We start from the raw sequence: 14,803 nt of genomic DNA on the forward strand, positions 1-14,803 counted from the left end.
ACCTTTCACAGAGAGGCTGCGCTTGCGGCGGGCACGCGCGGCGTCGCGTGCCACAGCCCCTCCTGCTCAACCGCCAGGCCCAGTCTCTGGAGTTTCTGCAGCGCATCGTCTATTTCAAAATCCAGCCTTGCCTGCCAGCGAGCGGTAAACCAGGCTTCAATAACACCATCGAGATCCTCGTCTGTGATGGCACGATTCTCCGCCATTAAAAAATACAGCGCGACAAAGGCCTCCTTGCACTCCGAGTCCTCAGCATCATCCAACACCCGCAACAGCACTCCCCCATTGTTATCCAGCAGTTTGAAATACAGGTCCCGCGTGAGCGCCTGACGAAAGCGCATCTTGCGGTTGCGATAGCTGGACCACTGCTTCCAGAGATAGGCTCCCAGCGCGCCAAACCCGGCCCCGATCATGATCAGTCCGCGCTTATCAAGCACCACCGGCTCACTGTGCAAGCCGAGCCAGAATCCACCCAGGGTCCCGAGGAGAATTAGCGGGGCGCCGAGCTTGGTGGTGGCTACGATGACGCCACTGGCCAGGGCCGGCACGCCGATCAACAGACGGTCGCTCCAGCGCATGGCCACTCGGGTATTGGGAAACAGCATCTCCAGGTCAGCATCCGGGACATTCTGAAAGAGCTTGATCATGACGCGACCCGGGGTGTAATCCCCATCGGTCTTTGCGCCCCGGTCGGCAAAACGCAGAAACAGCACGACGCGATCGTAGTTCACGAAATGCGCCCGACGTTTGATAAGCCCGAAGAACAATGGAACCGTTTCTACACGCTCGCTGGCACCGCGGCAGTAAAGAAGCACATTATCGAAGTCCTTCATATCAATTCGAAGCCGTATCTGGAACAGCGACGAACTGCGAAACGCCTTCTTTAGCTGCGCATCTGTGAGCACTTCATAATTGGCGCGGTTTAGCAGGGTTTCCAAGCGCTGCCTTAGAGCCTCTGTTGTCTCGTCACCGAGGGAACTCCCCCCGGGGAACCGCCGGGTATCTGCATCCGGATCAAGATCCGCATAGCAATCTTTGAGTTGCTGACGGCTAAGGTGGAACTCATCGCGAAACGCTCTCTCGATCAGCCCAACGGCGTCGTCGAAGTCCCGCGCCTGCTCATCATCAAGTCCATCTTCGGCCCGGAGCATCTTCAATAGATCGCTGCGCCGGAAGGGAATAAAACGAAGCCCCGTCAGAGGCGCTATACTGCTCTCCTCGGGCGCTGCCCTCTCGCTGGACATGTCGCTCGCTTTCTCCTGAGCCGAAGCTGCGATCACCCGATGTCTCCCCTGCGTTGATCGTCAATGATACAAGTAAAACGGACCGCAGCTTGTCATTCCCCTGTCTCACGATCAAGATAGCGCCCGCGTTTACCTTGGGATAACTAGCTGTATGAATTCAGAATTATGGATGGCAGTCGCGGGAGGCCTGTGCATAGGGCTGGCGGCCGTGCTACTACTCTCCCTGGCCGGCAGGATTGCGGGTATCAGCGGCATTCTTTGGGGTGCGTTGACAGAACAGGCAAGCCACCTTTGGCGCTGGTTTTTCCTGCTGGGGCTTGTTGCCGGCGGGGCCGTGGCGCACAGGCTGCTGGAAATCCCCCTGCCGACGCCACAGAGCCTGCCGGCCTCCTGGGCAATTGCGGGTGGCCTCCTGGTGGGAATGGGCACACGCTGGGGCAAGGGCTGCACCAGTGGTCACGGTGTGTGTGGCATCGGCCTCATTGCGCCACGGTCTGCGGCTGCCACAGCAACCTTTATGGTGAGCGGCATTGCTACGGTATTTGTCGCCCGTCACTTGCTGGGAGCGAGCTGATGCGCACTCTGGCAGGCTTGCTCAGCGGGCTGGTTTTTGGCTTTGGGTTGGTGCTCTCGGGCATGACTGACCGGGATAAAGTGCTCGACTTTCTGGACCTATTCGGCAACTGGGATCCCACGCTGATGCTGGTCATGGGGTCTGCAGTTATGATGACTCTCGCGGGTTTCGCCCTGGTTCGTCGTCAGGAGAACCCCTTCTTTGCCCCCAGCTTTCATTTTCCTGTGAATCTTGTCGTCGACAGGCAATTGTTGGGCGGTGCCGCGCTCTTCGGTATTGGCTGGGGTATCTATGGCTTCTGTCCCGGGCCGGCAATCACTGCGTTGTTTTACGGAGAAGCAGAAATCTACTACTTCTTCGCCGCCATGGTGGGGGGTATGGCCATCGCGAACCGCATTGAAAATTGGAGACATAATGCCTGATGCGCTCCTTTCTCTCGCCGCCCTCAAGAACGCAGCGAGCACTGTCCACAGGGTAATGCCGCCGACCCCTCAGTATGCCTGGCCCATGTTGTGCGACGCCCTGGGCGCGGAGCTGTGGGTCAAACATGAGAACCACACCCCCACCGGGGCCTTCAAGGTTCGCGGAGGCATTACCTTCATGGAATGGTTACAGCAAACGCATCCGGATTGCCGCGGCATTGCTACCGCCACCCGGGGAAATCATGGCCAGAGTCAGGCCCGGGCTGCTGCAGCTGCTGGCCTCAAAGCGACAATCGTGGTTCCCCACGGTAACGCGCGAGAAAAGAACGACGCCATGCGCAGCTTCGGCGCCGGGCTTGTCGAACACGGCGACGACTTCGATGAGGCCCGGGAAGAAGCTTCGCGACGGGCTGTGCTTGAGGATCTTTATCTTGTACCGCCCTTTCATCACTCCCTGGTTGTCGGCGTCGCAAGCTATGCTCTGGAGCTATTTTCGGCAGTGCCGGACATTCAACGGGTGTATGTACCCATTGGTTGTGGTTCAGGCATCTGTGCGGTCATTGCCGCGCGGGACGCCCTGGGGCTGGATACGGAAGTGATTGGTGTGGTCTCCACAGAGGCCACCGCGGCGCAACAGGCTTTTTTGAGCGGCAAACCGGAAAGCACAAGCTCGGCACGCACTTTCGCCGATGGTGTCGCGGTACGCTCCGTGGTGCCGGAGGCTCTGGCAATTTACGGGAAGGGCGCCAGGCGGGTGGTCGCTGTCAACGACGACGAAATCGCCCATGCTATGCGCCTGTATTTTCGCTGCACCCACAATGTCAGCGAGGGGGCTGGCGCTGTTCCTCTGGCAGCTGCCATTCAGGAGCAGGAGAGTAACCGCGGACAAAAAGTCGCAGTTATCCTGTGCGGTGGCAATGTCGATACGGCGGTCTTTCGTGAGGTTTTAGCCGGAAAAACACCCCGGCTATGACGGCTTTGAGGAACGCGGCTCTGGCAGCGTTGCCAGCCGTACTGATCATTGAACAAGCCGGGTACGCGATGCGGGACTACCCGACTCCGCCCGACGGCTACCGGGCCCGGCTGGTGTCGCGCAAAAGCCGCTAGGCGACGATGAGTCCTGCGGCGTCCGCGGCAGACAAACCCAAAGCAGACACGACCATGTTGAAAAACTCAGCTTCCCGGGACGAGATGTTGTCATCCGCATGCATCACCACCACCAGCCCCCGGAGGATCGCCCGGCGCTGATCCATATTCAGCTTCGGCGCAGCATTCACCAGGCACTTTTGTAACGGTGTGGTCTCGTAGATCTTTGAAAGTGCCGCAGTACGAACCTCGCTGTCAGACAGCTCAGTGCCAAGTTCCTCTTTGATCACCGACTGCACCGTGGCGATTTCTGCCGGGTGCGTGTACGCATCAGCGTCCGTGGCGCGAGACAGAACCAGCACAAACAGCTCGCGAAAAAGATCAGAATCCGCGGATTGCGGAGACTCACCAAACAGCTGTTTTACCTTATTGAAATCTACCAGTGCCATAACTCCTATCTCCCTGTTCGAGGCTGGCCGAGGGACGATCATACTGACTTTTAGCCAACGAGAATACCGCTCGCCCGGCAATCTTGCCAGCTGCGAGGTGTTTATTTCACCGCTTGCAGCCTCCGGTTAGCCTCGAGTTAACCCAAATACGCCGACGCTGCGTATTTTCACTGTAAATATTGTTGCCTCTGACGCTCCCGGGAAAGCCCTCGTCAGCGGTATAATGGGCATCTACTCTTGCGAAAACCGTCATGAAAAAGAATCTTCTCATTGCAACGCTGATTGGCGTTGGCTTATTGCTGTGGCTGGCCTCCGGTATGTTTGCTCCAGGGCCGGAGCCCACTCTGGATACCAAAACGGCTCCCCTCGCCGACAGGGAGCAGACCCTGCCGCGGGTGCGCACGCGGCAATTCAATGCCGAGCAGCGAACCCTGACGCGCATTCTCCGCGGAAAAACCGCCAGTAAGCGAAGCGCAAGGGTGAGCGCAGAGACCGGCGGTCGCGTTGTGTCCAGACCCGTTGAGCGCGGCGATCGCGTTGAGGCTGGAGCGCTACTCTGCGAGCTGGCGGTGGACGATCGCGAGGCGGCGGTAGCGGAAGCAGAATCAGCACTGTCCCAAGCCGAGCTGGAGTACCGTGGTGCTCTGGAACTGCAGGACAAAAACCTCCTCTCGAAAATCCGCATTGCCCAGGTAGCTGCGGAACTAGAATCAGCGCGCGCAGGTCTTGCCCGGCAGAAACTGAACCTGAAAAGAACCCGAATCACAGCGCCCTTTGAAGGCATTATCGAAACACTGCACATGGATGTGGGTGACCTGGCCAACGTTGGCGCGCCCTGTGCCACCCTCATCGATCTTGATCCCCTGCTGATTGCGGCGAACGTCTCCGAGCAGGACATTAACTACGTCAGCCTCGGCAGCCCCGTCACCGCCCGCACCAGCACGGACGAAAAGCTCGAGGGCGAAGTCACTTTCGTGGGCAGCGTCTCCGATGAAACCACGCGTACCTATCCCGTGGAGATCACAGTGCCTAACCCCGATTACCGACTCCGTGCCGGCCTCACCACAGTCGCCAGCGTGGAAACCGAGACGGTATTGGCGCACCGCGTATCACCGGCGCTTTTCACACTTAATGATGCCGGGGTTATTGGTCTGCGAGCCGTCAACCGCGACAGCCGCGTCGTCTTTCACCCGGTGACCATCGTCGAGGACGCGGCAGACGGTGCCTGGGTCACGGGTCTTCCCGGGGTAGTTAGCCTTATCACTGTGGGCCATGAGTTTGTTTCCGCTGGTCAGCAGGTGGAAACCGTGGATGATAGCCTCGCCCCGGCAACGGCCAGCCTACTATGATTGGTTATATCGACAAGGCGATTGACCGGTCGCGGAGCACGCTGATGCTCATGGGTGTGCTGGTGCTCGCCGGACTCATTTCGCGGTCCGCGCTGCCCATTGCCAACGACCCGCACATTGTTCTGCCCTACTTTTACATCGGCATTCCCCATGAGGGGATTTCGCCAGAGGATTCCGAGCGGCTGCTTATCCAGCCCATGGAAATCGAACTTCGTAAAATTGAAGGCCTGAAGGAAATCAGCGCGACGGCCTCCGAGGGCTACGCCACCCTGTTTGTGGAATTTGAGCCCAGCGTGGATCTGAACGTTGCGCTCACCGACGTGCGCGAAGCCGTGGACCGGGGTAAGTCAGAAATACCCACCACCGCCGAAGAGCCGGTGGTGCGCGAACTGGATGTGGACGATTTTCCGCTGATCCAGATCAACCTCCTCAGTCGCGGTGCCAGCGAGCGACAGATTTACGAAACAGCGCTCAGCCTCCGAGACGATATTGAATCCATCCCCTCCGTGCTCACCGCCGAAATCCGCGGTGATCGCGAGGAGGTTCTGGAGGTCGTTATCGACCCCCAGGCACTGGAGGCCTACCGGATCTCCAGCGAATCCCTGGTGAGTATTCTCCAGAGAAACAACCGCCTCATTCCCGCGGGCAGTGTGGACACCGGCAACGGGCGTTTTTCCGTAAAAGTGCCCTCGGTTGTTGAATCGGCCAGCGACATTATGGATCTGCCCGTGCAGGTCAGCGGTGACTCCGTTGTCACCCTGTCCGATGTCGCCAGTATCCGCCGAACGTTCAAGGACCGAACCAGTCATGCGCGCTTCAATGGCGTCGAAACCATGACCGTCGAGGTTAAAAAGCGCGTCGATGCCAATGTCATCGATACCTCCGAGGCCGTGCTCAAGGTGGTCGAGGAAGCGACCGCAGGGCTGCCGTCCACGATCCTTGTGGTTCCCTCCCAGAACACCGCGGATTTTGCACGAACCCAGGTTACCGAGCTGCAGGGCAACATCATGACGGCGCTGGCCCTGGTCATGGTTATCGTTGTCGCTGCCATGGGGTTCCGCAGTGGCGTTATCGTGGGACTGGGAATACCCTTCTCCCTACTGTTTTCCATCATCATCATTTATCAGTTGGGCTATACCTTCAACTTTATGGTGATGTTCGGCATGTTGCTGGGACTGGGCATGCTCATTGATGGCGCCATCGTGGTCACGGAGTACGCAGACCGCAAGATGAGCGAAGGTCTGGATCACCAGGAGGCCTACGCGGAAGCCGTCAAACGAATGTTCTGGCCCGTAACCGCGTCCACGGCGACCACTCTGGCCGCATTTCTACCCCTCATTTTCTGGCCCGGCATCTCTGGCCAGTTTATGCGCTATCTCCCGGTGACGGTGTTTACTGTGCTCAGTGGCTCCCTGGTCTATGCCTTGCTCTTCGGCCCCGTGCTGGGATCGATTTTCGGCAAGCCCACGGTCCACAGCGCCACGGAGCAGGCCACCATGGAGGAGCTGGATCACGGCGACCCCACACAGCTCAAAACCGTCACCGGCGCCTACGCCCGCATGATGGCCTGGATCACCGGACATCCGGTTACCACGGTGGGCACGATTTTTACGCTGCTGTTCTGTGTGTTCTGGGCCTACGGCAAGTACGGCGCGGGAATGGTGTTCTTTAATGACTCCGACCCCCAGTTCATCTCCATGTCGGTGAGCGGACGGGGCAACTTTTCCGAGTCTGAGGTCAACAAGCTGGTGTTGGAAGTCGAGCGCGAGGTATTGCAGGTTCCGGATATCCGCTCGGTAAACACCCGCACCATACTCCCCGGCAGCGGCGGTGGCGGCGGTCGCAGCGGCGGCGCTGTGAACGACCGCATCGGCAGCATTTTTCTCGAACTGGTGCCCGAATGGGATCGCGAACGGGATGGCTTTGCGGTTATCAGAGAGCTCAGGGAAAGAACCCGGGACTTTGCGGGGATCAATGTGGAAGTCAGCGCGATGGAACAGGGCCCGCCCGTAGGCAAGCCCATACAGATCGAGCTGCGATCCCGTCATCGGGATCTCCTTGAACCGGCCATGCTGCGTATTCGGCAACATCTCGATTCACTGCCCGAGCTCATTGATATTGATGACACCCGCGCCCTGCCCTCCATTGAGTGGCGTATGCAGGTGGACCGGGCCCAGGCAGCGCTCTACGGCGCCGACGTGCAGTCTGCGGGCGTGGCGCTGCAGCTGGTCACCAATGGCGTGAAGGTCGCTGAGTACCGACCGGACGGTGCAGATGATGCCGTGGATATCCGCGCGCGCTTCCCCATTCAGGATCGTGGCATCCGCGCCATGGATGACCTGCGGGTAAGCACAGAGCAGGGGCAAGTTCCCCTGAGCAACTTTGTGCGCATCCAGCCCGCACCCGGGGTAGACACTTTTCAGCGCATCGACACCTTCCCCGTGGAGCGCATCCGCGCCAATGTCGTGCAGGGCGTTTTGGCGGACACCATGGTGGGAGAAATTCAGGAGTGGCTGGCAACGCAGACCTTTGATCCGAGACTCACCATAGAGTTTCGTGGGGCGAACGAGGAACAGGCGAACTCCATGGCCTTTGTACAGGGCGCATTCCTCCTATCGCTGCTGTTGATGTTCGTGCTGCTGGTTACCCAGTTCAACAGCTTCTATCAAAGCGGACTGATACTTCTCGCCGTGATCATGTCGACGGCCGGGGTGTTGCTCGGCTTAATCATCACCGGCAATCCCTTTAGCGCCATCCTCACCGGCGTGGGCGTGGTTGCGCTGGCGGGCATCGTGGTGAACAACAATATTGTGCTTATCGATACCTTCAACGTGGTACGCAGTGAGCACCCGGAGCTCAGCGTGCAGGACGCTATCGTCCGCGCCGCGGCGCAGCGATTGCGGCCGGTTATGCTCACCACCGTGACGACGGTCTTTGGCCTGCTACCCCTTGCATGCGACCTGTCCATCGATATCGTCAACCGCAGCATTACCGCCGGAGGTCAGATGGCGACTTTCTGGGGACCCTTGTCGCAGGCGATCGTATTCGGGCTGTCCTTTGCGACGGTGCTCACGTTGATCGCCACACCGGCTCTGCTGGCCCTGCCCGCTGACCTTAAAAACCGCTGGGCAGCACGGAAGAACAGAAAAAGCACGACGCCCAAGCAGCAGGACGCCGTCACCGCCTGAGCATGTCAACTCAGACGAGGCTTGCGTCCCGGGTTTGGTCGGGATTTATCAGGGCACAGAAAGTAAATCCAGGGCCATCGCCGTGATGGCGCGCCTCCCGGTCTCAAGCGTAGGCTCGGGATCCGGCGCAAAGAAGGCGGAGTGCAGCGAAGGCAAACGCGCTTCCCCACGCTGGGCCTTGTTCCACAGGGGCTCCGGAACGGTACCCACACGAATCATAAAAGACGGTATCTTTGCATCGGTGCGTCCGTAGCGGGAGAAATCCTCGCCACCCATCTCTTTGGGGATCTCCTTGAGCGCCGCATCGCCGAGCTCGGCGCGCATAGCGGCAACGCCCCGCTTCACCAGCTCGGGGTCATTCCAGAGAGCCGGCGTGTATTCATCCTTCACCACTACTTCCGGCGTCTTGTCCTCGGGGAAGCCCAGAGCTTCCGCCTGTTTCACCGCTATGCGCTCGATGCCTGACAGCAGTGTTTCGCGAACCTCGTCGGAGTAGGAACGCACTGTCAGCTCAAGAACGGCTTTGTCAGAAATAATATTATGCTTGGTGCCGGCATGGATGGAACCCACGGTTACCACGCCCGGTTCAGCGGGGTGTATGGATCGCGACACCAGGGTTTGCAGGTCCATAATCACGGCCGCGGCCAGAACCACCGGGTCTTTTGCAGTGTGCGGATAGGCTCCGTGCCCCCCGACCCCATGGAGCGTGATGTCCACGCTATCGACATTGGCCATCATCCAGCCCGAGATATAACCGATCTGCCCCGCTGGCAGCGTAGCGATAGTGTGCACCGACAGGTTGTAATCCGGCTGGGGGAATCGCTCAAAGAGGCCGTCTGCGAGCATATCCCGGGCGCCCGCTCCGCGCTCCTCCGCCGGCTGCATGATCACCATCAGCGTGCCCTGCCACTCATCACGGCGCTCCAGAAGCTCCAGAGCCGCCGCCATGACAACGGTCATATGCACATCGTGCCCACAGGCATGCATGACAGATACATCCTGGCCATTCATCTCTGTCGCCCGCGCAGTGCTGGCATAGGGCAAGCCGGTATCTTCTTTCACGGGCAGGCCATCCATGTCGGCGCGCACCATCAGTACCGGGCCCTCACCGTTTTCCAGCATGGCGACCAGTCCATGGCCGCCCACGCCTTCGGTGACAGTGAACCCTGCGTCGGTCAGCGTCCCGGCCAGCGTTGCCGCGGTCTGCTCTTCCTGAAAGGACAGCTCAGGGTTTTCGTGGAGATACTTGTAGTAGGCAAGCTCGTCAAAGCTTGCGGCCTGCAACGCTGACGTGCACAGCGCGGTACACAAAGTCAGGGGAAGAATTCGACGCATGAGGAGCCCTCTCAATTTGAAAAATCCAGTCTAGCAAAGTCCGGCGGTGTAGATGCCCCACCGACACGCATCCCGTACAATGATGGTTTCCTTTAGTCAGTCAGCACCCTTGCCAAAAGACACGGAACAGCCTTTACCGTCGCAACCGGAGAATGGTCTTAAGACCTATGGTCGCCTGCTCCGCTATGTGCGCCCCCTGTGGCCCGCATTTGTGGTCAGCATGCTGGGATTTGTACTGTACGCGCTAACCCAATCCGCCTTCGCCGGCCTTATGCAGTACCTGCCCGCCGCCTTCGACGGCAGCCCCCTGGGGAATGCAGGCATCATGGCATCGGACAGCCTCCGCAGCTGGGAACAAAAACTCGGATTGAATCAGGCCGAGAACGTGCGGGTGTTTTTGCCCCTTGCACTCGTCGCCATTGTGACCGTGCGCGGCATCGGCTCTTACCTTGGCAGCTATTACATCACCTATGTTGCCCGGCACGTCGTCAATCAGCTGCGCCTGGATGTTTTTGCCCACATCAACAATCTGCCTGCTGCCTATTTGGCCCAGCGCAACTCGGCCGAGCTCATATCCCTGATCACCTTCAATATTGAGCAGGTGGCGGCCGCGGCCTCCACTGCCATCAAAGTGATCGTGCGCGAGGGGCTTACGGTGATCGCGCTGCTGAGCTATATCTTCTATCTCAACTGGAAGTTGTCACTGCTGTTTGTGGTGTTGGCACCCGTGATCGGCGGCATCATCAGTCTCGCCTCCTCACAGTTCAAGAAATACAGTCGTCGCATTCAGGATTCCATGGGGGGCATTACGCGGGTTGCCGCAGAGGCGATCCGCGGCTTTCCTGTGGTCCGCGGCTACGGTGGCGGCGCCGCAGAGAACGCGCGTTTTGAAGAGCGTAGCCGTTACGCCCTGCGCCAGGACCTGAAGCTCGCGCGGGTCAATGAAATCAGCACGCCTATCATCCAATGGCTGACCTACACCGCCCTTGCGGTCCTTTTCTGGTTTGGACTGGACCCGGCGCTCCGCGGGACCATGGACGCGGGGCAGTTTCTCGCTTATATCACCGCCGCGAGCCTGGTAGCGAAACCCCTCCGTCAACTGACCCAGGTGAATGCTCGTATTCAAAAAGGCATCGCCGCTGCGGAGAGCGTATTCGAAGTCCTGGACCAGAGGCCTGAGAATCCCTCAGGAAAAGCTTTACTGGGCGTCACGGAAGGCGCGTTTAGCCTGCGCAAGCTGCATTTTCGTTATCCCGGCTCGGACAACGACACCCTCCACGATATTTCTCTGAATATCATGCCCGGCGAAACCCTGGCGCTGGTAGGGCGCTCGGGCTCCGGGAAAACAACCCTGGTGAATCTACTGGCAGCACAGTACCCATCGCCCGAAGGCACCCTTTTGCTGGACGGCGAACCCATGGAATCCCTGGGGCTATCCGATTTGCGGCGGCAAATCGCCTTCGTGAGCCAGCACACCACGCTGTTTGCCGCGAGCGTGCGGGACAATATTGCCTACGGCGATCTGGCCGGTGCCAATGACGAGGCTATCAATGGAGCCCTTTCGCAGGCCAATGCGCTGGATTTTGTTCAGCGTCTCCCCGCAGGTCTGGACACGATTCTCCGGGAAGAAGGCGACGACTTCTCCGGCGGACAGCGTCAGCGCCTGGCTCTCGCCCGGGCATTTCTCAAGGACGCACCGATTCTCATACTCGATGAAGCCACTTCTGCACAGGACGCCGAAAGCGAAACGCTGATACAGCAGGCCTTGGGCCGCATCCTCAGGGGACGCACGGCTATTATCATTGCGCACCGCCTGTCTACCGTGGAGCAGGTCGACCGCATTGCCGTTATGGATCAGGGCACCGTGGTTGAGTTGGGCACCCACGGAGAACTGCTGGCACAGCAGGGGCTGTACGCGCAGCTATACCAACAGCAGCTTCAGGGATGAAAGCTCTTCAGGTGCTGCTGGCCATGGACACCGGCGCAGTTGAGCGCGGCACTCAGGACAGGTAGCCCCTCCCCGGCGCAATCGCAGAACTCTTTAAAGGAGTAAGACATGTTAATGGCCCTCTCCACCTGGTGTGACGTCGAAGCCTATCTCGAGCGCAGTCGCAGCATTCTCCTGCCCATCGGATCCATGGAGCAGCATGGTCCCACGGGGCTCATCGGCACTGATGCCATCTGTCCCACGGTGATTGCCGAAGCCGCGGCCGCCGAGGACCCGGACATACTCATCGGCCCTACCTTCAGTGTCGGTTGTGCACAGCATCATCTGGGGTTTCCCGGCAGTATGACCCTCAGACCCAGCACAATGATTGCTGCCATCGCAGACTGGAGCACGTCCCTGCGCCGTCATGGCTTTGAGCGTATCTACTGGATCAATGGTCACGGGGGCAACGTGGCTACCATCGCCGCAGCCTTCGCGGAGGTTTATGCGGAGCGCAGTTTTGCTGGAGCAGATTCAAACATACCGGCATTGCAAATGAAGCAACGCAACTGGTGGGAGTTGCCGGGCGTGATGAGCACCTGCCAGCGGCTCCATCCAAGGAATGAGGGCTCCCATGCCACGGCCTCGGAGGTCGCGGTGACCTATGCGGCCTACCCCGAGCAGGTCCGGACCCTGGAACTGAATCCCAAGGTGGCGCCCAGCGGTGGCTTCAGCGACGCGGACGACTATCGCCGTCGCTATGCCGATGGCCGCATTGGCTCTGATCCCACCCAGGCGACCGTTGCTGCCGGCGAAGAAATCATTGCCACCGCGGCCCAGGCCCTCCGTGAGGAGTTCCTCGCTTTCGCCAGTGTCCGGGTTTAGGACGGCGCGGTCACGGCGTCCATGGCCGCAAATCCCTGCGCCAGATCAGCAATGAGGTCCTCGGGGTGCTCCAGTCCGATATGCAAGCGGACCAGCGTCTCCTCTTCAGTCAGAGGAACACTGGCCAGGTTGCGGGTGGCTTCCATGGGCAAACAGAGGCTCTCAAAACCGCCCCAGGAAAAACCCACGCCAAAAAGCTGCAAAGCGTCGACGAAAGCGGCCAAGGCCTCCTCAGTCTCCCGCTTCACGACCATGGCAAAAAGCCCGTTAGCCCCCTGAAAATCCCGCTCAAAAATATCGTGCCCGGGGCAGGATTTCCAGGCCGGGTGCAGTAAGCGCGTCACCCGGGGCTGGCTCTCAAGCCAGCCGGCAACTCGGCGGGCACCCTGATCATGGACGCCCATGCGCACCGCCAGCGTCCGCATACCCCGGAGCGCCAGGTTGGCATCATCGGGGGCCAGGTGCATGCCGTGAGCGAGGGTGTGATGGTGAAGCTGGGTATACAGCTCCGGGCTTCGCGTCGTGGTGACACCGAAGAGACAGTCCGCATGCCCGTTGAGGTATTTGGTGCCCGATTGCATCGCCAGATCCACACCGAAGTCCAGGGGATTAAACAGCAGAGGGGTAGCCCAGGTGTTATCGATAGCCGTGAGCAAGCTGTGTTTCTTCGCGACCGCGACAATCGCCGGCACGTCCTGAATCTCAAAGGTGGCGGATCCCGGGGATTCCATAAAGATCATACGGGTACTATCCTCAATGAGCGACTCCAGGGAATCATGCATCAGGGGGTCGTAGAACGTCGTGCGCACACCCCGGCGGGCCAGACTGCCCACGCAAAACTTCCGCGTGGGACCATAAACGCTATCCACCATGAGCAGATGATCTCCGGGGGACAGATAACAGTTGAGGATGCTCGCGATGGAGGCCGTGCCCGAGGTAGCGAGCACCGCCCCCACGCTGTTGTCGAGCTCACACACGGCATCTTCCAGAGCTCGGGTGGTGGGGGTACCCATGCGCCCGTAATACATGTGGTCACGATCCAGGGGAGCCGCTTCCCGCGCCTTGAGTTCTGCGTAATCCTGAAACAGTACCGTCGAGGCGTGAAAAACAGGGCCGTTGACCACGCGAGGGTCAGGACGACCGGCGTGCACGATGCGGGTATTCAGGTGCCGTGCATCCGGTGTATCAGGGGTGGAACCTCTCGTCTCATTTTTATTCACAGCAGCGCTCACGACGTATGGAAGACGAGGCAGAGGCTAGCACTGCCCCACGGGGTTCCACCAGTGTCACTGGACGACAAAACGGGTGTCTGCGACAGTAAGGTTTTCAAGAGAACCAGCCCATGAGTGAGCTTATCCTCCACCAATATGCGGACTCCCCTTTCTCGGAGAAAATCCGCGCCATTTTCGGCTTTAAGCGTCTGAGTTATCAGAGCGTCGACATACCGGCAATCATGCCAAAGCCGGACCTCATTGCATTAACCGGCGGCTACCGCCGAACACCGGTTATGCAACGGGGCGCGGACATCTACTGCGACACGGCACTGATTGCCGAAGTTATTGAAGACCACAGCCCGGAAAACCCTGTCTTTCGTGCTCCGGGCGTGGCGCAGGCAGTCGCAGCGGCACGTTGGACCGACAGCGAGTTTTTCCGCGTCTGTGTCGGCCTGGTTTTCCAGCCCGCGGCGCTGGCGGCCAACCCTCGCTTTAAAGACCCCGGCGCCGCCGAGGCCTTTGTGAAAGACCGCGCGGCCTTCACCGAGGGTAGTCCGGGCCTAGCTGTGCCGCTGCCCCGCGCGGAAGCGGTGTTTCGCGAGCACCTGCGCGCCATGGATCAAAGCCTTGGCTGTCAGAACTTTTTAGGCGGCGATACGCCGGACATTCTGGATTTCTCCACCTGGCATCTGTGCTGGTTTGTGCACCGCCAGGAAGTTCTGCGCTCCTACTTTGAGGGGTTTACAAAGGTAGACGCGTGGCTTGAGCGCATGCGCGACTTCAGCACGGCGCCCGTGGCAAATACCATCAGCAGCGAGGATGCCATCGCAATCGCGAAGAGTAGTGACCCCGGGAAGATGGAGAACCCCCAGATAGATCCGGCACTGGGCATTGATCAGGGTGCAGTGGTCAGCGTCCTGCCCACGGACTACGGTTTTCAGGCGGTGAGCGGCGCGCTTGTTCACGTCGATGACCAGGTTATTGTTGTCGCCCGGGAGGACGAAAGGGCCGGCCACTTACAAGTACACTTCCCCCGCTACGGCTTTGAAATATCCCCTGCAGGAGACAAGCAATGAAGCATATCGACCCTACCCGCGAACAGTTTGATGCATTCAAGGCGCTACCGAGAG

The 14,803-nt window shown here is 59.5% G+C and carries 12 protein-coding genes; 8 read left to right on the top strand and 4 right to left on the bottom strand.

From position 1 onward, the window contains the following. Positions 1 to 5: 5 nt before the first annotated feature. On the bottom strand, positions 6 to 1,244 hold the full coding sequence (locus ACTG3T_RS10435) for a TMEM143 family protein (RefSeq protein WP_439102210.1): 1,239 nt from the start codon (positions 1,242 to 1,244) through the stop codon (positions 6 to 8). Positions 1,245 to 1,395: 151 nt separating this feature from the next. Here ACTG3T_RS10435 and ACTG3T_RS10440 point away from each other — a divergent pair, with 151 nt between their 5' ends. From ACTG3T_RS10440 to ACTG3T_RS10450, 3 genes are read left to right on the top strand one after another with little or no spacing between them, the layout of a single operon-like run. Further along, complete coding sequence (locus ACTG3T_RS10440; protein ID WP_439102211.1) at positions 1,396 to 1,818, top strand: YeeE/YedE family protein; 423 nt, start codon at positions 1,396 to 1,398, stop codon at positions 1,816 to 1,818. Further along, a complete protein-coding gene (locus ACTG3T_RS10445; protein WP_439102212.1) occupies positions 1,818 to 2,240 on the top strand; it encodes a DUF6691 family protein in 423 nt (140 codons plus the stop codon). Before ACTG3T_RS10440 ends, ACTG3T_RS10445 begins: the two co-directional genes overlap by 1 nt. Continuing rightward, positions 2,233 to 3,213, top strand: a complete 981-nt coding sequence (locus ACTG3T_RS10450) for a threonine dehydratase (protein ID WP_439102213.1) — start codon at positions 2,233 to 2,235, stop codon at positions 3,211 to 3,213. Before ACTG3T_RS10445 ends, ACTG3T_RS10450 begins: the two co-directional genes overlap by 8 nt. Before the next feature lie 130 nt (positions 3,214 to 3,343). Here the strand turns inward: ACTG3T_RS10450 and ACTG3T_RS10455 are convergent, their stop codons facing one another. Next, positions 3,344 to 3,775, bottom strand: coding sequence for a TerB family tellurite resistance protein (locus ACTG3T_RS10455; protein WP_439102214.1), 432 nt, complete (start codon positions 3,773 to 3,775; stop codon positions 3,344 to 3,346). A 251-nt stretch (positions 3,776 to 4,026) separates the two neighbouring features. On the opposite strand from ACTG3T_RS10455, the gene ACTG3T_RS10460 reads away from it, so the two are divergent. Both ACTG3T_RS10460 and ACTG3T_RS10465 read left to right on the top strand, forming a co-directional pair. Continuing rightward, positions 4,027 to 5,124, top strand: coding sequence for an efflux RND transporter periplasmic adaptor subunit (locus ACTG3T_RS10460; RefSeq protein WP_439102215.1), 1,098 nt, complete (start codon positions 4,027 to 4,029; stop codon positions 5,122 to 5,124). After that, complete coding sequence (locus ACTG3T_RS10465; protein ID WP_439102216.1) at positions 5,121 to 8,312, top strand: efflux RND transporter permease subunit; 3,192 nt, start codon at positions 5,121 to 5,123, stop codon at positions 8,310 to 8,312. The genes ACTG3T_RS10460 and ACTG3T_RS10465 overlap by 4 nt, the downstream gene beginning before the upstream one ends. A gap of 48 nt (positions 8,313 to 8,360) precedes the next feature. On the opposite strand, the gene ACTG3T_RS10470 is transcribed toward ACTG3T_RS10465, so the two are convergent. Then, positions 8,361 to 9,647 carry an amidohydrolase gene (locus ACTG3T_RS10470; protein ID WP_439102217.1) on the bottom strand — a complete coding sequence of 429 codons (1,287 nt, stop codon included), beginning with the start codon at positions 9,645 to 9,647 and terminating at the stop codon, positions 8,361 to 8,363. A 79-nt stretch (positions 9,648 to 9,726) separates the two neighbouring features. Between ACTG3T_RS10470 and msbA the strand changes: the two genes are divergently transcribed. Next, positions 9,727 to 11,595: a lipid A export permease/ATP-binding protein MsbA gene (gene msbA / locus ACTG3T_RS10475; RefSeq protein WP_439102218.1), complete on the top strand. Its 1,869-nt coding sequence runs from the start codon at positions 9,727 to 9,729 to the stop codon at positions 11,593 to 11,595. Between the two features lie 108 nt (positions 11,596 to 11,703). Continuing rightward, positions 11,704 to 12,459 carry a creatininase family protein gene (locus ACTG3T_RS10480; protein WP_439102219.1) on the top strand — a complete coding sequence of 252 codons (756 nt, stop codon included), beginning with the start codon at positions 11,704 to 11,706 and terminating at the stop codon, positions 12,457 to 12,459. On the opposite strand, the gene metC is transcribed toward ACTG3T_RS10480, so the two are convergent. Then, positions 12,456 to 13,679, bottom strand: a complete 1,224-nt coding sequence (metC, locus tag ACTG3T_RS10485) for a cystathionine beta-lyase (RefSeq protein WP_439102220.1) — start codon at positions 13,677 to 13,679, stop codon at positions 12,456 to 12,458. The two genes, ACTG3T_RS10480 and metC, sit on opposite strands and share 4 nt — an antisense overlap. A 122-nt stretch (positions 13,680 to 13,801) precedes the next feature. Between metC and ACTG3T_RS10490 the strand changes: the two genes are divergently transcribed. Continuing rightward, positions 13,802 to 14,749 (top strand): glutathione S-transferase family protein, encoded by a 948-nt coding sequence (locus tag ACTG3T_RS10490; protein WP_439102221.1) that lies wholly within the window; start codon positions 13,802 to 13,804, stop codon positions 14,747 to 14,749. The last annotated feature ends 54 nt before the right edge of the window (positions 14,750 to 14,803 follow it).

It is taken from the genome of Congregibacter sp. (assembly GCF_965660375.1).
GTDB lineage: Bacteria > Pseudomonadota > Gammaproteobacteria > Pseudomonadales > Halieaceae > Congregibacter.